Below are 18495 nucleotides of genomic sequence, written 5' to 3' on the forward strand. Positions count from 1 at the left end.
GACCTCAGGTGAAAACCCAGATGATCCGTGTCGGCTGGTCGGTGAGATTGGCGTAGCGGAACCGGGCATGCGCGGGCACCTGAAAAGCATCGTTCGGTCCGAGCGTGACGGGCTCGCCGTTGTCGAGCCAGACCGTGAGCTCACCCTCGAGCACAAAGCCGCCCTGTTCGTCACGGTCGTCGACGGGACGTTCCCCGCTGCTCGCGCCGGGCGCGAGATGGCTTTCGAGCATCGAAAACCGCGCACGCATGGTCGGCGACACGAGGACGTCGGTGATGCCCTCCGCGTAATACAGCGTGCGGCGTTCTCCGGGACGCGTGACCCACGGAACCGGGCGGGGCTTGCTCAGGCTGTAGAAGTAGGTGTGCGGCGTGTCAAGCGCGTCGCAGATCGCGGTCAGATCGGCGACGGTGGGGCGCGACAGCCCGCGCTCGACTTGCGACAGAAAGCCCACGGAGCGTCCCATCCTGTCGGCCAGTTCGCGCAGTGTGACCTTGCGATGCTTGCGCAGATCGCGGATCAGGATTGCAAGGCCCTCTATTTCTTCCTGCTCGTTCATGATCGGTTTCCTGTTCAGAGTGTGTCGCGCAAGCGGAACCAGGCCTTGCCGATCGCTTCGAGGGGCGCGGCGAATCGCTCGCCACCTGGAAAGTGCGGGTTGCGGATGCGCTGGTACAGAGACAGAAGGTGATCGTTGCCAAGGATCGCATCGGCGACGGCTCGCGCACCCGCAAGCGTCGGCAGCACACCGTGCCCTGAAAAACCCTGAAGCCAGTAACGCTGCCTGTGGCAGCCGATGTCCGGCGTACGGCGCATGCTGATGTCGAGGTGCCCGCCCCACGCGAACTCGAGCTTCACGCCGCGCAACTGCGGGAGTGCGCGTTCAAGTGGCCGCCGCGTGCTTTCTGCGATGTTGGCCGGAATGCCGCCAAGGTACGTGCAGCCGCCGCCGAATAGCAGTCGATTGTCGGGGCTCCGCCGGAAGTAGTCGGGCACGAACTGATTGTCGATCACACAACTGTTGCGCGGCAGCAGTAAATTCGCGAGCTCGGGATCGAGCGGCTCGGTCGCGACCTGATACGTGCCGACGGGAAGCACGCGCCTCGCAAGCTTGGGGTCCAACCGGTCGATGTACGCATTGCACGCGAGTACGAGCACATCCGCGTGAACTTCGCCCCGCTCGGTGCGCGCAACGTAGCCTGATGACGTCTCGCGGTAGTCGAGCACACGGCTCTGCTCAAAGATGCGACCGCCCGCGCGCCCGGTCGCCAGCGCGAGGCCGAGCGCCAACTTCAGCGGATTCAGGTGGCCAGCCTCCGGATCGTAGAGCGCGCCCAGATAACGCCGGCTGCCGATCCATTCCGGCATCTCGTCGCGCCTGATGACACGCAGGCGATCGTAGCCCCAGCGCTCGGCCGCCTCGTCTCGCGCCTGATCGAGCAACGCGACGCGGCGCGGCCGGACAGCTGCCCACAAGCTGCCCGGGCGATAGTCGATGTCGAATCCGTGTCGTGTCGGTAGGTCCCGGATTTCCCTCGCGGCCCAACGCATGGTGTCCCACAGTTCACGGGCGCGCGCGTGACCCAATGAGTCTTCGAGCGGTTGCATATCGCACGACCAGCCGAGCAACGCCTGCCCGCCGTTGCGGCCCGACGCCGCCCATGCGACGCGGCACGCCTCCAGCACGATGACACGCTTGCCCGCCGACGCAAGCCGCAGCGCCGTATGTAGCCCGCTGAAACCCGCGCCAACGACCAGCACATCCGCATCCAGCCGGCCGTCCAGCACGGGATGCAGCGGAATCGGCGCGGCCAGGGTACTGGCGTAGTAGCTTGTCACGTGCTGGGCAGACTGCGCGAACATGGGCGTCCTCGTGAAAATTCACGCATTAAATTTCATGAAAAAATAGCGCATAAATTTCATGGCGGCAAGTGTAGGAATTGCCGGGACCGCGCCAAAGCGGGGGGCTATGCCGCGGTATGACGAGTGCGATCGTTGCATGCGAGCGTGGGATATGCGGATCCTTGAAGGTCGGGTCTGCACATTGGCATGGCCGTCGGCTATGCAGGTGACAACCCGTTGGGGCCTCCGTCTCAAGGCACCGTCACGGAGCTCCGCGACAGCCCAGAACGATCCCCCCTTCCCCTGTCGTTCCACCATCTTTACGCCACAGGCCGTACAAGTTGGCGTCTGGTGCCTTGTTCGTCCTCATGAGGCCCTCTATCAGTGTGTCTGTCGCACCGACTGTATGCGGCTTCAATTGGATGAAAATGAAGCCTGCACGGCACAGGAAGCAGTCAACGCGCGGCGCGCCATGTAACCCGGGAGTCCAAGCGATGCCAGCGACGTACGGACGCGTTTGAGTCGTCGCTCTATCGCCATGGTGACAATGGTGAATCTTCGAGCGGTTTTGTTTAAACGTGATGGGCGCCGCCGGCGCCATGCCCGTTGTATCAGTCTCGTAGGGTTGCTCGCCTAAACTCCAGGGATGACAGAACTGGGCTTAACCGGGTGCAGTACGCAACAGGAGGTCATCGTGAAATCGGTCATTTTCGCAGTCGCCGCCACTTCCGCTTTCGCCGTATCGCTGGCGGCATTCGCCCAGTCGGACACGGCGCCCCGCACACGTGCCCAGGTGCGCGCCGAACTCCAGCAAATAGAACAGGCCGGCTACAACCCCGCGGCGGGTAAAGACAGGAACTATCCGCAGGATATTCAGGCGGCTGAAAGACGCCTCTCATACGGCGGCGTAAAGAGTGGATCATCGGCATCAGGATCGCCCGCGATCGCCCCGGCCGATTCCCCGGACAACAAGACCATCAATCCGTAAGTGACGGGGCCCGTTCGCTTTTGCGGCCCGGTCGGCAGGCCCAAGTGTGCCCGTCAGGTTTGCTTAAAAGTGCGAAGCGACCGTTCGAGCGTCTGGCGCGCGCACATGCACTGGTGTCGAAAACTGGCCGGGTACAGTCCCCATGCAATCCGCGTACACCGCCTGAAGCTCGCAAGCCGGCGACCGGCAGCAAGCGATCCATTGGAGACACCGGGATCGAATCTTAATCTGTCCGCTCCCTTGCCCTTATCTGCCTTCCGTCAATCGCGGTGAGCATCACTCAAATGCTACCTACAAACCTTCTCCGGCGAAGGCCCCTCAGGATCGGCCAAAGCTAGTTTCGGCAATGGATATACTGTTTGCAGCAACATGCGAAGGCGCACGCAGATTCTCAATAGTGCGCCGGACAGATGGCGCAAAGCAGCATGACCGGTCGGCCAGATTGACTGGTGCGTTCATCGCACGGCTCATCAGAGAGGTCTCCCGTCATGCACAGTCGGCAAAGGTCTGCTGGGTGCGCCGTGTCGATCCGGCGCGTGCGTCCTGTCCACGCCCTCCGGGGTATTTTTTTCCTGTTTGCCACAGCGACAGGCACGGTCCATGCCGACCAAGGGCCTGCGAACGATCAGGAATCCGCGCAAGCGCAGCGGCCAGCAAAAGCGCCATCGCCGTGGATACTGTTGCCGACGTTCTCGAACAACCCCAAGCTCGGCACCTCAGGCGGCGCACTAGTCGGTTACGCCCGAAAGTTCGATCCGGAATCACAGGTGTCAATGTTCGGCGTGAGTGCACAGTACACGTCGACGAATTCCGTGACCGCGGCAATTTTCGCGCGAACCTCGTTCGATCAAGACCGGCATCGACTGTCGGTACTTGCAGTGGGTGGGTTGATCAAGAACGATTACGACAACTTCCTTGGAACCGGGACTCCGCTGAAGTCGGAAGACCACATACGGGCCTTTGTGGGACGTTATTTATACCGCATTAAAGGTGACTGGTTCATCGGCGCACAGACAATTTTCACCAACTATCAGATCGTCGGGCAGACAGCGCTCGACGATGACCTGCTCAGCGTTCTCGGGCTGACCGGGTTCAAGGCGGGCGGCGTCGGCCTCGTTCTCAATCATGATTCGCGGGATATCGTGGACGCGCCGAAGCGCGGGTGGTACTTAAACCTGAACAATATCGCCTATCGTCAGGCCCTTGAAGGCAGCAACAATTTCAGCGTGTACCGAGCCGACTACAGGCAGTTCTGGAGCCATGGCGACGGCAATGTGTTTGCAGTGCGACAGAGCAACCAGTGGACAGCTAACGCGCCCCCAGGCGCCTATGCTCCCGTGGTACTGCGCGGGTACACCATGGGTGAGTATCTCGGGAAGTACATGTCGTCCTTTGAAGTCGAGGAGCGCCTTCGCCTGGCAGAACGCTGGACGGCCACGCTTTTTGCTGGTGTGGCATGTCTGTACGGCTCGAACCGTGGCGGATGCACCGATTCTGCGAACCGTTTCCCGAGCGCGGGTGCTGGGGTTCAATACATCCTCAAACCCGCGCAGGGTATTGTCGCAAACATGGAGTTCGCGACCGGCAAGGATGGCAACAGGGCTGTGCTTTTCAAGATGGGATACGCCTGGTAATAAGACTTCTGCCAGCCAGCCTCATTCCTCTGCCTCCAACGCGTTTTTCGTGAAGGGTGAGAAGCGATGTCCGATTACGGATGTTGAGCGGCCAATCATCGACACGATGCGTACGTCTCTTCGTGGCCGAACCCGGAAATACGAGGTCACCCCGACCACCGCGATCCGATTGAAAGCCAAACTTCCGTAGTCGACCCCTCGCCGCCGCTCGGCACCCGAGGATTTGAATGGCGCTTCTTGAATAACTGCCGTTGCAGCGGTTGCTGGTAGATGCCTTTATCCGCCTTGGTCACCATTGCTCAGGATTGTGCCTTGACGACACTTACTACCTATGTGCGCTCGCTGGGTTCATGATGCAAGTCGTGAAGGGGTCGCATGTCTAGTTCGAGTGATAGCAACCAAACCCGGTACTCAAAAATCAAAACACAATGAGAACCTCCCTAAGGTCGGTGACAGCCGTTAGTGCAGCAGCGTCGTGAGCCGCCAGACGAGAATCAGGAACGAACAAAGGAAGCCAACGATGGCACCAGCAAGCGCGGGATCAAATACCATATGCTGTCGGCCGTGGTCTTCGGCAAAATGTCCGGCCACGGAAGGTCCACGCTGTACGAACAGCGGCAACGCTATCAAACTGAACAGCACGAATACAATCGAAAAAGTTAGTGTGTACTCCATGATACTGATCTCCTGCGTTCTCAAAAGAGACAGGTGATGCCCTGCCGTTTTCAGTTTAGGAATCTTTCCGACGCGCGGTATGTGGTGTGCTGACGCATGTTGACGCTCTATTCTAATAAAGTGCCGGCTTTCGCTTCCGCGCGAAACAACCCGAGCTTTGCCCCGATCTGGCTTCGTCGGCGAAACGGCTGCGGCCATGCCCAACCAACCGAACCATGGTCGCGGAGTGTCTGATGTTCAGTTGTGCGGCTCAAATATGGTCAACGATTCATGAGGGGCCGTTCCTGATCAGCATGGAGACATGCGAATGGAGGAGTCGGGACGCCAGCCAAAGTCCGAAACTCGCCGAGAGCACCAGTTCAATGAAGGCTCAGGAGAACCGTCGTTGAAATCTTCAACGGCGGATTTCGGGCGGCTTCTGTGGATGAGTGCAGTCGGCCAGCTTCTGCCGCTCGCCTGAGTCGTGCGGCGGTGGTTAGAACGGCTGGTTCGCTCCGGAAGCCGCCGGCTCTTGAATGCGCCCATGTGAGGACTGTCGTTGCTTGCCTCTTCATGGCCCGAACGCCGCCGAATGTTCGTGACTGTGATTCGGCTGGTCGATTGTCGCAATAGGATTGGCCATCGTTTCACACAGGACCGTCGCTACGCAACAGCAACGACACACGGCAAAGCTTGACTCAGAGTATGGCAGCCTGATCGACGATTGTTGCTTGCGACGCATTGGCAAACGAAATGGCCCCGTATTCTCCCTTCCGTTTACCTATACTCAGGACCGCGGTCGCACACCGGAGGGAGTCATGCAAGGTAATGCCGCAACTGCCAGAGGCGAGCTGTCTTTCCTGTGGCTGGAAATCACCTCGCGCTGCAACCTAGAATGCGCGCACTGCTACGCGGACGCGGGGCCCGGTGAACCGCTGCAAGGCACGCTTGTGCTCGCCGACTGGCAGGTCGTCATACGTGACGCGGCGGCGCTCGGGTGCAGGTGTCTGCAGTTCATCGGCGGCGAGCCGACCTTGCATCCTGATCTCCTCGCGATGATCGAAACCGCCTCCGCGCACGGATATGCATTCATCGAGGTCTACACCAACGCAACCGGCCTGAGCGAGCGGATGGTCACCGCCTTCGCGGAGCATCGCGTGCATGTTGCAACATCGTTTTACTCCGACGATCCGCGTGTTCATGACGGCATGACCGGGCGCGCTGGCAGCTTTGCGAAGACCACGCGGACCATCAGGCGGATAGCGGAAGCTGGACTGCCCGTGCGGGCGGGCATTATCGAGGGCGACGCGAATCGCGGGCATGCGCAGGGCGCTGCGCGTCAGTTGCGCGCGCTCGGCGTGACGGAATACGGCATCGATGAGGTAAGGCCAGTTGGACGCGGCGCGCACGCTTCTGATCAGTCATCCAGATTCGACGCACTGTGCGGTCAATGTTCGAAAGGGCGGGTTTGCGTGACTGCGCGCGGCGATGTCTATCCATGTGTCTTCTCCCGCGCTTTTCCGCTCGGCAGGATCGAACAAGGACTGGCAAACCTGCTACGCGGGCAGCCGCTGGTTGAGTTCCGTGCTGCCCAACGGCGCTTCGAGGAAGCGCGCGCCCCAACGAGGCTGGATGATCACGAGTGCCGTCCGACCTGCTCGCCGGGCGATCTGTTCTGCACGCCCATGAACGGCTGCATGCCCCAGTTGGCGCCGAATCGCCCTCCCGGGTCCCGACGGAATGAATAACCGATGAGCGCGCGCGTGACTTTTCAGCGCCTACTTTGCATTCTGCGCGGCGCCGTACTTATGGCGCTGCTGCTCGCGGGCGGCTTCGTGCTCACTGCAGTGCAAGAAGCCTTGGCGCGTGCGCCAGCCACCAACCATACGGTCCACCATAAATCGCACGAACCAATGGGGCGCAATGCGGCAGCGCCACAGCAAGCGTCCGCTCCAAGCCAAGCAGACATGCTCGCTCGCGAACGCCTCGACTTCGACAAGGCCAAGACCGCATTCGACCAGAGCATCGAAAACCAGAAGATGGAGCTGGAGCGGAAGAAACTCGCCAACGACAACGCACGCATCGATCTCGATGAATCGAAAAACTGGTGGGCGGCTGCATCCACCATCGTGCCGTTACTGGGCGTGCTCGCGACGCTCGCATTCAGCATCTATAGTTTCAGGAAGCAGCAGGCGATGCAGATAGAGTCGCAAAACGAAACGGCGCGGCTCAACTTCGAAATCAAGGCAGCCGAAATCGCCTTCGAAGGCAAAAGCGCCTATGCCGTGGAAAACCGCGGACGCGCACTGCGGCAGATATTTTCCGATCGCTTACGCACCGATTTTCTGACCAACTTCAACCCGGATGAGTTCGGCGGCGATGCCGAGCCCGCGACGCAAAAAATGACTTTGCTCGATTTGCTGGCGAAATATCCGAACCAGCGCACCGAGATTCTGACTAACTGGTCAAATCTGTTTCCTGGGGACAGGTCGTGGTTGGCGCGCGTGCCGGGCGCGCCACCAAGGAGCGCACCGCCACAGGGACCAGCGGCGCAGGGTAGCGGAACTGGCGCGCCGCAGGGACCGGGTGCACAGCCGTAACGATCAGGCCTGCTCCGTAATTCGGCAAAAAACATTGCGTGCATCGGGCCGGTTCCCGGCGCCCGTCGAATGAATAATCGCCGCCAGTTGCGCGGTGGACGTCGGAAGAACCCCAGCTGGAGACATGCGAATGGAGGAGTCGGGACGCCAGCCAAAGTCCGAAACTGGCCGAACCCGGAAATGCGAGGTCACCTCGAACACCGCGATCCCTGGTTGAAAGCCAAACTTCCGTAGACGACCCGTTGCTGCCGGTCGAGCAGTTGAAATTTCAAGGGCAGGTACTTGAGTGAGCCGGACATTCCCCTCCATCACTCGAGGTCAAATCATCGGCCGTTCCGGACATCCGACTCTCCGATACTGCGAATGTCCCCTCTCGTGCGGGGTCAACTTTTCGCCGCGACGTATAGTAACCCGCTCTGATACACGAGAGGATCAAAGCGTGCCGGGGACAACCGTTTTGCACACGCTCATCCCACGGCTTCATCATGGTTTCCCGGATATGGCGCCGACCATCCGTTGAGACGCCCTGGAATTCCCTCGCGTGTGAAACCCGCTGAAACATGATCAGGAAACTGGCCGCAAATAATGAATCATCGCGTTAAACGGCAAGCGATCGCCGTACGTGTAGAAGAAGAGCCATTTCCCTCTGTAAGAAAAATAGGCCCGGTAACACGGCCTGTCTCCGCGGCTTGCCTGAGCCTCCGAACAATGGAACCAATGCATTTCGTTATCCAGTTCGGCGAGTGTGTAGTGCTCGTGCGGTACTTCGGCAACACTGAGCGCCTCGAATGCCGGCGCGTGACTCACAAATCCGCCCGGAAGCGCGACGTTCACTTGACCATGGACCCGGCTCGCGTAGACCCTTTGATCATCGGACGGAATCTTGTCTGTGGCGCAACCATGCGGAATTTCCGCAAGCTGCAAGCCACCTCCGAACCATGACGGTGCAATGTTTCCGGTGGCAGCTGATAGATGAACGGTCCGCATTTTGCAATCTCCGAGAAACTTTTCGTAAGCACAATGCAATGATAAGACTGCCGGGCGAACGCATACGTGACATGCTGACGCAGCGTGAGTCTTCACTCTAATCCGACCGGAAAGCGCAAGGCCGGTGGTACCCGTTGCGCTATCCCACCCAAGCGGCCCGCTTGGAGACATCGATAGCTTGCTGCACGAGATCGGCAAGCTTGGCGCGTCGCAAATCGGCATTGTGCTCAAGATCGAAACGCGAAAGTTGCATTTTCTCGCCTGCCAGACCGGGTCAAGAGAGGGATACCTTCACGTGCCGAGGGCTAGCGACGCGGCAGTGAGCAGCCGTACCGGGTGCGTGATGCTGAACAAGGGGCCCCACATTCGAGAAGCGCTTCGAATCCTTACGGACGTGATCAATGAATTGAGGAACACCACTCCAAAAAGACCGCTCGTCTACGAAGTTGAGGGTTGCAAGCCAGGCGATCTGCGCACGAGAGCCTGGAGGGCGGATCCGCTGCGTTAGGAAACGGGTCCAACAACTTCCCGGAACGGGCTACATTAAAACTGATAAATACGGCTGCACATGAGCACGCACGCAAAAGCCGCACTGCGCGCTGATGAAAACCAGAGACACCGCGATGGAGATACTGGCAATCATCCCAACAGCGCCCACGCAATTAAGCGTTCATTGGCGACGCTGCGTCGCTTACATAAATCTTACAATCATCGTTATGATCGACACATCACCTCAACCGGATCTTCGACGATTTTCAGGCACATAGAACCACACAGGATCGGGGCGAGACTCACCACACGTATGGAGGCAGCAATGCTCAAACATCGCGACGAAACGCATCTGGACGTGGTAAGCAGTCGGACTCACGGGAAGGCATCGCAAGTGGAATTGGCATTGATCATGGAGGAGCGGCTGGTAAATCAGAAAACCGGAGCCCCTCGATTCAAACGCGCAGCAGGCCGGGACCAATCATGCGTTGCACTCGAAGCCGTTCAACAACAATCGGAACAATGTTCGCCCCGGGACCTGACCGGAGCAAAGTTCCTTACCTGACCTCACCATCTGACGTAATGTGAAGTGAAGTCAGGCCGACGCTTCGGCAATCGGCTGGTCGCGCCCGACCCGACGACTTCCGCATGTTGCCTGTCGATGGGATATCAAGGACGCTGACATTGGAGATGTGTGCGATGTACAGGACCATTCTTGTTGCCGTCGACGGAAGCGGGTCGTCTAGACTGGCGCTCAGGGAAGCCGTGCGCCTCGCCGCCTCGGCCCATGGCGTCGTGCATGCAGTTCACGTCGTGCATGATGCACCCATTTTCTCGCACCCCGAACGTGATCTGGCTGAATTCGTGGACGCCATGCGAAGGGAAGGAAGATCGGCGCTCGTTGAAGCAGCGCAGGCCTGCGCCGCGGCTGGCGTGGAGTGTCACGCCGAGCTGCTTGAACCAGCCGCCTTGTCGGACGATGTCGCCTCCATTGTCGAGTGCCAGGCGGATCGCCTTCATGCGGACCTCGTTGTAATGGGTACGCACGGGCGCAGGGGCGTGAGACGTCTGGTGCTCGGCAGTGTCGCGGAACGTTTCCTGCGACTTTCGAAGCGTCCTGTACTACTGATGCGTGACGACGAGAGTCAACAAGCCGCAACTTGAAATTGAAGCGTCATTTTCGCTCGCTCCGTCCGCCGCCGCGAGCCCACCCGACTCGACCGTGTCGATCATGCGGTTCTACAGACTGATTCAGTATCTGCCCAATCGGGCAGAACCAGATCCGTCTGCTTCTATCTCGTGCCGGGCGTGACGGAAATGGCAATGGCTTCGGTATAACCCCCTCGACGTGATCCCCCCTTTCGGATATTTTTCAGTCGGTCGGGATTTTCGACGTTGATGTCAACGTCGCTGCCTGCACGACCTTTTAACGTAATGCTTCTCGCCTTGGGATCAACGGACACGACGTCCGCCATGACTGTCACCGCGCGGCCGATGGTGCCGCTTGGCTTCGCCCCGGAAGCCGCACGCTCCTGGATCAGGCGTTGTGTGCGGGAACGCGACCCACCCGCTTTTGCAAGACTCACCGATATCGCATTTCGCTGCCGCTCCCGGCGAAATATCCGGGTCGAGGCCACTGCCCGACGACGTGACAAGATCGACCGGTACGGGCGCCGTGTTCGACGGGTCTGCGTCGTGCAGCCATGGCAGACGACAACGCTGCGGGTATGAAAGGTGACGGGGTCGAAAAGATACTGCTTGAGAACGATAAGGTGCAGGTTCGTGAGGCGACGTGGAAACCTGGACAAATGCGGCCTGCTGAAGCCGTCGGCAACCGCGTCGTTCGCGTCACGAAGGGCGGCACGCTTTTAAGAATCTACTCAGATGGAAAAACGAAAGAAATCGTTTTCAAGGCCGGCGACGTGAAGTGGTTCGATGAATCAAATGGGTCGACCACGGCATATTCCATCAAGAACGTTGGCAACACCGAGGTTGTGCTTTCGCGGTTGTTCTGAAATAGATTTAAGCGTGGCAATTGGCGGCCTGGGTGTGGTTCGCAATTCGAGTAATTTGAGCATTGACACAGCCCCCGCCCTTTGCCGTCATTCGACGTTGCCGAGACCACCACGTGACGAGGACGTGTTTAGAGCACATGCGCGAATCTCCGCCTTCTGTCGTAGCTTTGGCGGCATTCTCTGGCGAGTACTCTCTAGAACGGAGCGGATAAATTGAAAACAACCACCTGTTTGGCTTTTGCAGTTCTCTACTTGGGCTCGGCTTTTTGCCTACCTTGTGAGGCCCAAGAGTCGGGAACCGTCAAGCCTCAAATACTCCTTCAGCAAATTGTTGAGGGTATGCCGAGAGGCGAAAAACAGGAACTTCGCGTTTTGACGGCGAGTTTCAACCCCGGCGATAAAACCGTTTTTCATACACACAGGTTTCCGGTGACTGTCTACGTGCTGGAGGGTGCCTTCACTTTAGAGATGGAAGGCATGGTACCCGTCACCTTCACTCAAGGTCAGGCAATGGTGGAGCCACCGCACGTGAAAATGACAGGCTATAACCGCAGCAGTAGCAATTCTCTCCGTGTCGTTGTCTTTTACACCAGCGACCCGGACACGCCTTTTCTCGATCCATTGCATTGATCTCGTCGGGAAGCACTACGACATGTGCGTGCCGCGGTCACTTGGCTTCGATTTTCGACAGCGACCGATCACTCGCCGGTAATCATCGACACGCGACAGTCCGCTGTCTGGGGCAGACCAGACGTCCGAATGCCCATTTGAAAGCGTGGTCGAGCGACCGAAGCTGGCCGTCCACTGCCCCGATGCGGTCCGCAGATCGAGGTAGGACGCGATCCCGCCACGGCGTGTGCTTTTCTCGCTACCCTCCACGAAAAACAGCTTCGATGTTGTTGCCGTCCGGATCGAGCACGAAAGCGGCGTAGTAACCAGGCGGAAAGCCATGCTGAGTCTCACGGTAGCCGGGCGCGCCGTTATCGGTGCCGCCAGCTTTCAGGGCTGCCTGGTAGAACGCGTCTACCTCGGCGCAATTCCTCGCTACAAAGGCAGTGTGCTGTTTCACACCATGCGGGTGAAAGCGGTCAATCCAGAAATCGGGTAGTCAACGCCGTAGCCGATACCATCGGCCCCACTGTTGTCCGGCATTTGCATCACGCGGCGCATGCCAAGCGTGCCCAAAGCGGCGTCGTAAAACGTGGCGGAACGACGGACGTCCGCGACTCCAATTCCGGTGTGATCGATCATCGTAGTACCCTGAGTGTTCCGCTCGAGCAATAGGGACGGAAAATTGCCTGCGATGCACATGTTCGCAGGAAACACGCACACGCGCGACCCGCCTGGGAACGCACCAGACGCGGACGAACTGGACGAACAACACGAGATCGCTCGGATCGAGCGCGATACTTATCGAAAAATAGATCAAGCAAATGGAGGGTTAAACACCAGCCCTTTCAAGGTCTTGATCAAGATGTCCCGCCTTTGGCGCGTTTAAGCAGGCGAGCGGTACTGTGATGGGCGCGGGCTACCGCACCTTCGACATAGGGTGCGGGTTTGCGGGTCTTGGGGCCACGCGTGCGTGTGCGCACCTGAATCGGGTCGACGCAGCGGGCCAGCTCGAGCAGTTTGCCGGCAATCACGTCGGGCGTGGCATCGCTCCAGTGCGACCATTCATCTGGCGGCAGCGCGATGAGCATGCCCTCATACTGGCTGCGAATCTGCACGGCGAGGTAGTACGTCGAGACGTCCGGCGGCGCTGCACCTGTTTCATCGGCGGCAGCATGCGCAGCTTCAACACTGCGCTTGAGCGTGGCCAGCACGTTGTACGCCAGCACCGCGACGGTAAAGCCCAGCAGCGCGGCACGTGGATGACCCAAGGTGCGGATCTCGCTGTGCAGGACCGACTCGAGTCGCTGGAACATGCCCTCGATACGCCAGCGCTTGCGGTACAGCCGGGCAATCTCGTGTGCGCCCACCGCGGCAGGCAGGTTGCTCCACAACAGAATCACGGTATCGCCTGCATCAGTCGGCTTGTCCAGCGTCAGCTCGATGCGACGCCAGACGACGCCAGCCTTCAGGTCAATGCGTTGCTCTCGCACCTGACCTGTCTCGATACGTGCACCGTCCACCCATGGCCCACTGCTGGCAAGCGCCGGGCTGTTGCGGCCGTGTTCGCGCACGATGAAGCAGGCCTGTGCCTGATGCCAGCCCTGCAGGATGGTCCCGGTGCAGAAGTTCCGGTCAGCCAGCCACAATTCGCCCGCGCCGGCACATTCAATCAGCGGGGCCATGGCCGAGCGCTCCTGCGCGTGCGCATCCTCGATGGCGACCAGATCTGTGACCAGACCCAGATCCGGCTCGTAGACCACCAGCGCGTGCCCCGGCAACGCCGCGCCACGCTGCTCGCGCAACGCCGCCAGCCGTTTCTCACTGGCCGGCAGGTGATTGCCATCAAGCACCCGCACACGCCAGCCGGGCAGGCTGGGCTGGCATGGCAACGCCGCCAGCACCGGCCCCAGACGCTGTGCGCTGCCCTGTACCAGGGCACGCAGGATCGCGGGTTCGGTGCGGTTGACCTTCTCGTAGAGCGCGGCCAGCGACACCGGCAGGGGCTTCGTCTGTGTCGCTGCAGCGTGCAGCGACGGACTCAGTCCCAGCGACACCAGCGTCATCAGTTCAACCACCGTCGAGAACAGCAATTCACGTGGATATTGCCGCTGCCGGTGCTCGGCGAACACCTCGTCGATCCATTGCGGCGCGATGGCTCTCTGCAGTGCCAGGCGTGCCATCACGCATACCGGTGCCTGCTGCTCGAAACGCTTCATCACCTCGTCGAACATCCCTTCGTACCCGTCGTTCCTTAACATCTCGCCAGGTTTGCAGCGCAAAGACCTTGAAAGGGCTGGGGTTAAATGGTTGACTCCACAAAGCCGCGCGCCGTCGGCATCAATCACGTAGCGCTGGAAGTCGGCGATATCGAGGAAGCGCTGGAATTCTATGGCCGCATCTTCGACTTTCAATTGCGCGGCAAGACCAGGACGATGGCCTTCATCGATCTTGGCGACCAATTCATCGCGTTGCAGGCGGGACGGAAACAGCCCGCCGATGACGGCCGGCATGTCGGCCTCGTTGTCGATGACAAGGAGGCGGCGCGCGCCGCCCTCAAGGCGGCGGGGGTAAAGCCGATCGACGGTCCGTTTCTGGATTTCCGCGACCCGTGGGGCAATCGTATCGAGATCGTAGGCTATGACAATATCCAGTTCACCACCAAGGCTCCGAACGTTCTGCGCGGCATGGGGCTGACACATTTGATCAAGAACGAAAGCGCAAAAAAGGAACTGGCGGAAAAAGGGATGGCGGCGAGCTAGAGGAAATATTCATGAGGGTCTCGTTCGCGCCGGATTGCGGTCCTTCAATCACGCTCGTTGGATGGCCGCAACTGGATGGTGGTCAGGAGACATTCGAACGGCTGGGTCGTCGGACTGCTCGGTGACTGCTTGTGGCCCGGAAGGTCGGTTTCAACGAGTGATGGTCTTTCGCGTCGGGCTACATATGCCGCGGTGACACCGCATCGCCGGTCTGAAACGCCCCGCCCGTGTCAGCAGTTCAGGGAGAGTGTGCGTATCGCTGCTCGTGCCACCCGCCTCGCTACAGACATCGAAACTAATCGACGCCGCGTAGCATCGCCGTGAGAATTTGTCGCGACTACACGCACACCCGGCGAAGATTTCCGTCGGATCAGGTGGGGCATCGTTCGGCAAGCGCCTCCTGGATGAAAAGCCGTCCCAGATGCGTCTCTCTGAGCTGATTGTTCGAATCCGGCTGGATGCTTTATTCCGGTGGCGGTTCGACGCTGTTTTCCGGTCCCGGCTGCTCTTCTTCCGGAAGCGGCTCGACGCTCCCCGCGGCGGGCGGCGAAATGCTCTTGACCGCGATGGTGGGCTCAATATTCTGCACCGCGTCCGGTCGGTTGTTCCTGACCGCGATGGGCGCCTCAACGATTGGCGCAGGTACGGTGTGCCGGTCGGCGGTCAGGCCCGTGCCGACGTTCGAGGTCGTGGTGTTCGCACTCTTGAGGACGCCGCGCGTATCGAACAGGAACACGGCTGCCGACGAACGCGTGTCGGCACCACCAACCAGCGACCCGATAAACGGGATGTAGCTCTCGGGGTGCGGCCTCGACGTTACGTACGTATATACGAGCAGCATCGATCCGTCGTCCAGCGCGGTCTGCACTGATGCTGGGCCAAGCGCGGCCGTCACCTCCTGAAGCGTCGTCACGCCGCGCTTGAAGGTCGCCATCTGGTCAGGCCTCACTTCGACCCCGGCGGACATGCAGCCGGCAAGCAGCACACCGCTCAGTAGCCCCGGTATCAGTCCACGTTTCATCTTGCCCCCGCCCCCGTATTCTTAATTCTAGGACGTCGTAGTGCGGCCGCTGAAGGGCATGGTCGGTGGATACCCTCATCAGGAATCCCGCCGAAGTGGAGAGTGCCTTTCGCCTGACTATTGCAAAGTATCCGCGGCAGGCCCGTATGCCAGTGCCCATGCCGACGTCAGACAACGTCGGGGCGTCGGGGGCCTCGTCAAGTTGGCGCAGATCAGGTGGGCGGTGGAGAGGCGATGAAGAAGATGAACTCGTGCAAACGCTGCGCTTCACCACGCGCAATGCGACGTGGCCGCTATTGAGGACTCGAGGAGTCGATTTCCCTTGCTTGAGCTTGAGCTTGAGCTCCAGTCGCGCACATCCGCGCTTATGCGTTCTTCCTTTGCCGTATTGTTGGCGGTGGCTCTGGAGCCTGCTGAGGGAGCGGCGCTTCCTCGAAGAAATCGGGGCTTAGCTCCGGGGCCGTGGTCCTGCCTTCACTGGAGCCGTGAGTGGAGGCTGGCACAATCGCCGCCGGCGCAGTCGGCGCTATCGCCGCGCTGACAAGAAATCCTGCCGACGTGAAGAAAATCGCGGCTAACAACACAGCGCCCATGGAGTGGGCCTCCCCGGGGCTGATGGCCTGTGCCGACGAGCGGACCAGCATTCGCTTTCTCGACTTCTACCCGAATCAAAGTACCTGGCGAAGAAGCACGAAGCATCGGATTTTGCAACGCCGGGCCGCTGCGCGCTGGATCGCCCCCGCTCATCATTGTCGAAGCAACATCTCGCCCACCAGTTCCGGGGCGGCTGGCAGCTTCGCGGCTATTCGTCCGTTCTGGCCAGAATCCGGCCTTCACGAATGGCGCGGATGAACTCACGATAGTCACGTCGGTTTTGGGAACTATACTCAGTCGCGAACTCCGTGATCGCATCGTCGAAAGATTGTCCTGAGCCCATGTATCCCGCCATCATTGCCGCGTCGCCCGACCGGGCATGTGCGCGTGCGAGGGCGTGCGCGCACATCCGCGCGTACTGCCGCAGCATCCCGGTGTCCCAGTCCTCGAGGACGACCGACATCTTCATGTCGCGCAACTGACGGAGATAGAAATCGCGGCCATTCTTTCCGCGGGTCCAGCCGAGAAACACGTCGCTCGCGGTCTGCATGAGGCGCTGACCCGCAATCACGCGCTGGCCGTGATTGGGATGCAGGCTCTTGCCTGCATAGGGTTCGAGCACGGATGCCCGTGCCTCCTTCACCTGCAGGAACAGCGGGTCGTTGTCAGAGGCCATGAACAGGCCCACGGCGCACATCGTACCGACACTGCCCACGCCGACCACCTTCAATGCCAGATCGACGAGATGGAACCTGTCGAACAGGATGCGGACATGTTCGGCGAGGCTCTCGCGGTACGAAGCGATGGCTTCGGCGTATCCCGATTCGAGGCCGGGTGCGATTTCCTCTGTAGGATGGAAGATCAGTGGTGGCAAGTCTTTGATCCTGGGTTGTGCTCCTTCCTGGGAAACAAGCTTCGGATACAGATGATCGGGCACCTGCTTGCGACGCTCCACTTCGATCCGCTCCGCGATCCGCCTGCGCACCGCTGCGATGACGGCCGGATCGGCCGACCGGTCCTCGTACTTCTGAAGATCAATCTTGTCGTACCAGACATCGAGCGCTCGCATTTCTGCATAGTCATGCATGCGCTCGCGATATTCACGGACAAGATCCGTGGCCACGCGTGCGGTGTCGCTGGCGGGCAGTTCCAGATGCTGCGCTGCAATCACCACACTCGCGGCCAGCCGCTTGAGGTCCCACTCGAACGGGGCCGGCAAAGTCTCGTCCAGGTCGTTGATGTCGAAAATTATGTTGCGTTCCGGTGTTGCAAAGCCTCCGAAGTTCATCAGGTGCGCGTCGCCGCACACCTGCACCCGGATCCCGCTTGTCGGCGTGGTAGCCAGGTCGGCGGCCATCAGCGCGGCCGCTCCGCGATAGAACGCAAATGGCGACGCCGACATGCGCCCGAAGCGGAACGGGACCAGGACCGGGAGGCGCCCTTCGTTGGATTCGACCAGAAGTTCGACGAGGTCACGGCGATCCTTCGGCAGTTCCCACCCAGCCTGAGATGAACGCGATACCCTGTTTCGGATTGCGCGCCCTTCAGCCGCCCTTTCATCGGGTGTGCGGTACGGAATGGCGTTTTTGTGTGTATCGCGTGCGACGTTGTGTGAAACAGCCTTGTCCATGACATCCTCTACCTGGCTTGCTCTTCCCCTGATCTGTCCGTGTCATTAGGGCGTCCTTCTGGCACGACCTGTACGCTGCACCTGCAACATGCGGCTAGCTGTCAAAATGCGATGTCCGTCGACGTTGTGAAGGCCGCAAACCGCCGTTGATTCATTGCACGACTTCCGATGGGTTTGACCCGCGATTTCTGATAGCCGTGAGCCCAATCGAGAACGGGGAGGTGCAGGCGGGGAATGTGGTGCGGCAAGGAATGGTCGCGCATGATCGTGTGTCCTCCGAAAGGCACTACGCTACCAACGCATCATTCATTGTAGGTCGAGTCGCTGACACAGCCAGCTGTGGGGAACGCCGACCGCCCATAGCCGCGGGCTTTCACGAGACGCGGAATCTTTCGAAGCATTGGGTTTTCATATTCAAACACCAAATGTCCGGGAACGATTGACGTCGATCAACAATAGCCGCAGTCGCATTGCCATCACGTCAGCACGGCTCGGATCAAGTGACCAGGGGTAGGAATCGTGCATTCGGTTGACGCAACGGTCGAGCCGGCACACACGTAGCGCCTCACGACATCCGTCGTCGCTGGGCCCGTCGGGGACCCTCGACGTTCTCAACAACGGTCACTCAACGACGCTCCAGGAGCGGCAAATGATTGCGTAGCACGGCCCA

The 18495-nt window shown here is 59.9% G+C and carries 17 protein-coding genes and 2 pseudogenes; 9 read left to right on the forward strand and 10 right to left on the reverse strand.

The window, feature by feature from the left end; all coding sequences use genetic code 11:
* Positions 1-4: 4 nt before the first annotated feature.
* A complete protein-coding gene (locus H1204_RS42220) occupies positions 5-559 on the reverse strand; it encodes an XRE family transcriptional regulator (protein WP_180736032.1) in 555 nt (184 codons plus the stop codon).
* A 14-nt stretch (positions 560-573) separates the two neighbouring features.
* Entirely contained in the window at positions 574-1863 is a 1290-nt protein-coding gene (locus H1204_RS42225) for an FAD-binding oxidoreductase (protein WP_180736033.1), read from the reverse strand.
* 673 nt (positions 1864-2536) lie between these two features.
* On the opposite strand from H1204_RS42225, the gene H1204_RS42230 reads away from it, so the two are divergent.
* Both H1204_RS42230 and H1204_RS42235 read left to right on the forward strand, forming a co-directional pair.
* Positions 2537-2830, forward strand: a complete 294-nt coding sequence (locus H1204_RS42230; RefSeq protein WP_180736034.1) for a DUF4148 domain-containing protein — start codon at positions 2537-2539, stop codon at positions 2828-2830.
* Positions 2831-3351: 521 nt separating this feature from the next.
* A complete protein-coding gene (locus tag H1204_RS42235) occupies positions 3352-4464 on the forward strand; it encodes a hypothetical protein (RefSeq protein WP_180736035.1) in 1113 nt (370 codons plus the stop codon).
* Positions 4465-4923: 459 nt separating this feature from the next.
* Here the strand turns inward: H1204_RS42235 and H1204_RS42240 are convergent, their stop codons facing one another.
* Positions 4924-5337, reverse strand: a complete 414-nt coding sequence (locus H1204_RS42240; protein ID WP_180736036.1) for a hypothetical protein — start codon at positions 5335-5337, stop codon at positions 4924-4926.
* 416 nt (positions 5338-5753) lie between these two features.
* Between H1204_RS42240 and H1204_RS42245 the strand changes: the two genes are divergently transcribed.
* Positions 5754-6866: a radical SAM protein gene (locus tag H1204_RS42245; RefSeq protein ID WP_180736037.1), complete on the forward strand. Its 1113-nt coding sequence runs from the start codon at positions 5754-5756 to the stop codon at positions 6864-6866.
* A gap of 3 nt (positions 6867-6869) precedes the next feature.
* Positions 6870-7718, forward strand: a complete 849-nt coding sequence (locus H1204_RS42250) for a hypothetical protein (RefSeq protein WP_180736038.1) — start codon at positions 6870-6872, stop codon at positions 7716-7718.
* Between the two features lie 564 nt (positions 7719-8282).
* Here the strand turns inward: H1204_RS42250 and H1204_RS42255 are convergent.
* Positions 8283-8705 carry a hypothetical protein gene (locus H1204_RS42255; RefSeq protein WP_180736039.1) on the reverse strand — a complete coding sequence of 141 codons (423 nt, stop codon included), beginning with the start codon at positions 8703-8705 and terminating at the stop codon, positions 8283-8285.
* An 814-nt stretch (positions 8706-9519) separates the two neighbouring features.
* Between H1204_RS42255 and H1204_RS42260 the strand changes: the two genes are divergently transcribed.
* Positions 9520-9759, forward strand: coding sequence for a hypothetical protein (locus H1204_RS42260; RefSeq protein WP_180736040.1), 240 nt, complete (start codon positions 9520-9522; stop codon positions 9757-9759).
* Positions 9760-9893: 134 nt separating this feature from the next.
* Complete coding sequence (locus tag H1204_RS42265) at positions 9894-10358, forward strand: universal stress protein (protein ID WP_180736041.1); 465 nt, start codon at positions 9894-9896, stop codon at positions 10356-10358.
* 128 nt (positions 10359-10486) lie between these two features.
* On the opposite strand, the gene H1204_RS52065 is transcribed toward H1204_RS42265, so the two are convergent.
* Positions 10487-10780: a hypothetical protein gene (locus tag H1204_RS52065; protein ID WP_243469090.1), complete on the reverse strand. Its 294-nt coding sequence runs from the start codon at positions 10778-10780 to the stop codon at positions 10487-10489.
* A gap of 13 nt (positions 10781-10793) precedes the next feature.
* A pseudogene (locus H1204_RS52070) lies at positions 10794-10913 on the reverse strand (potassium-transporting ATPase subunit C); the annotation flags it as partial.
* Between H1204_RS52070 and H1204_RS42275 the strand changes: the two are divergent.
* A complete protein-coding gene (locus tag H1204_RS42275) occupies positions 10898-11209 on the forward strand; it encodes a hypothetical protein (RefSeq protein WP_180736042.1) in 312 nt (103 codons plus the stop codon). The pseudogene H1204_RS52070 and the gene H1204_RS42275 overlap by 16 nt on opposite strands.
* Before the next feature lie 213 nt (positions 11210-11422).
* Complete coding sequence (locus H1204_RS42280) at positions 11423-11839, forward strand: cupin domain-containing protein (RefSeq protein WP_180736043.1); 417 nt, start codon at positions 11423-11425, stop codon at positions 11837-11839.
* A gap of 238 nt (positions 11840-12077) precedes the next feature.
* Here H1204_RS42280 and H1204_RS42285 read toward each other — a convergent pair.
* Both H1204_RS42285 and H1204_RS42290 read right to left on the reverse strand, forming a co-directional pair.
* Positions 12078-12460, reverse strand: a pseudogene (locus H1204_RS42285) (VOC family protein).
* A 218-nt stretch (positions 12461-12678) separates the two neighbouring features.
* Positions 12679-14001, reverse strand: a complete 1323-nt coding sequence (locus H1204_RS42290) for an IS4 family transposase (protein WP_180736294.1) — start codon at positions 13999-14001, stop codon at positions 12679-12681.
* 123 nt (positions 14002-14124) lie between these two features.
* On the opposite strand from H1204_RS42290, the gene H1204_RS42295 reads away from it, so the two are divergent.
* Positions 14125-14580, forward strand: a complete 456-nt coding sequence (locus H1204_RS42295; RefSeq protein ID WP_180736044.1) for a VOC family protein — start codon at positions 14125-14127, stop codon at positions 14578-14580.
* Positions 14581-15043: 463 nt separating this feature from the next.
* Here H1204_RS42295 and H1204_RS42300 read toward each other — a convergent pair whose 3' ends face one another.
* Together H1204_RS42300 and H1204_RS42305 are read right to left on the reverse strand one after the other, a co-directional pair.
* On the reverse strand, positions 15044-15601 hold the full coding sequence (locus H1204_RS42300) for a hypothetical protein (protein WP_180736045.1): 558 nt from the start codon (positions 15599-15601) through the stop codon (positions 15044-15046).
* Positions 15602-16403: 802 nt separating this feature from the next.
* Positions 16404-17825 carry a DUF2252 domain-containing protein gene (locus H1204_RS42305; protein ID WP_180736046.1) on the reverse strand — a complete coding sequence of 474 codons (1422 nt, stop codon included), beginning with the start codon at positions 17823-17825 and terminating at the stop codon, positions 16404-16406.
* Positions 17826-18495: the final 670 nt, after the last annotated feature.

This window comes from Paraburkholderia sp. PGU19 (genome assembly GCF_013426915.1).
GTDB lineage: Bacteria > Pseudomonadota > Gammaproteobacteria > Burkholderiales > Burkholderiaceae > Paraburkholderia.

Coding starts and splice junctions, on each gene's coding strand:
- H1204_RS42225 (WP_180736033.1), bottom strand. CDS start 1,863: ATGTTCGCGCAGTCTGCCCAGCACGTGACAAGCTACTACGCCAGTACC.
- H1204_RS42250 (WP_180736038.1), top strand. CDS start 6,870: ATGAGCGCGCGCGTGACTTTTCAGCGCCTACTTTGCATTCTGCGCGGC.
- H1204_RS42265 (WP_180736041.1), top strand. CDS start 9,894: ATGTACAGGACCATTCTTGTTGCCGTCGACGGAAGCGGGTCGTCTAGA.
- H1204_RS42290 (WP_180736294.1), bottom strand. CDS start 14,001: ATGGCACGCCTGGCACTGCAGAGAGCCATCGCGCCGCAATGGATCGAC.
- H1204_RS42305 (WP_180736046.1), bottom strand. CDS start 17,825: ATGGACAAGGCTGTTTCACACAACGTCGCACGCGATACACACAAAAAC.
- H1204_RS42300 (WP_180736045.1), bottom strand. CDS start 15,601: ATGAAACGTGGACTGATACCGGGGCTACTGAGCGGTGTGCTGCTTGCC.
- H1204_RS42255 (WP_180736039.1), bottom strand. CDS start 8,705: ATGCGGACCGTTCATCTATCAGCTGCCACCGGAAACATTGCACCGTCA.
- H1204_RS42240 (WP_180736036.1), bottom strand. CDS start 5,337: ATGGCCGCAGCCGTTTCGCCGACGAAGCCAGATCGGGGCAAAGCTCGG.
- H1204_RS42220 (WP_180736032.1), bottom strand. CDS start 559: ATGAACGAGCAGGAAGAAATAGAGGGCCTTGCAATCCTGATCCGCGAT.
- H1204_RS42295 (WP_180736044.1), top strand. CDS start 14,125: ATGGTTGACTCCACAAAGCCGCGCGCCGTCGGCATCAATCACGTAGCG.
- H1204_RS42260 (WP_180736040.1), top strand. CDS start 9,520: ATGCTCAAACATCGCGACGAAACGCATCTGGACGTGGTAAGCAGTCGG.
- H1204_RS42275 (WP_180736042.1), top strand. CDS start 10,898: ATGGCAGACGACAACGCTGCGGGTATGAAAGGTGACGGGGTCGAAAAG.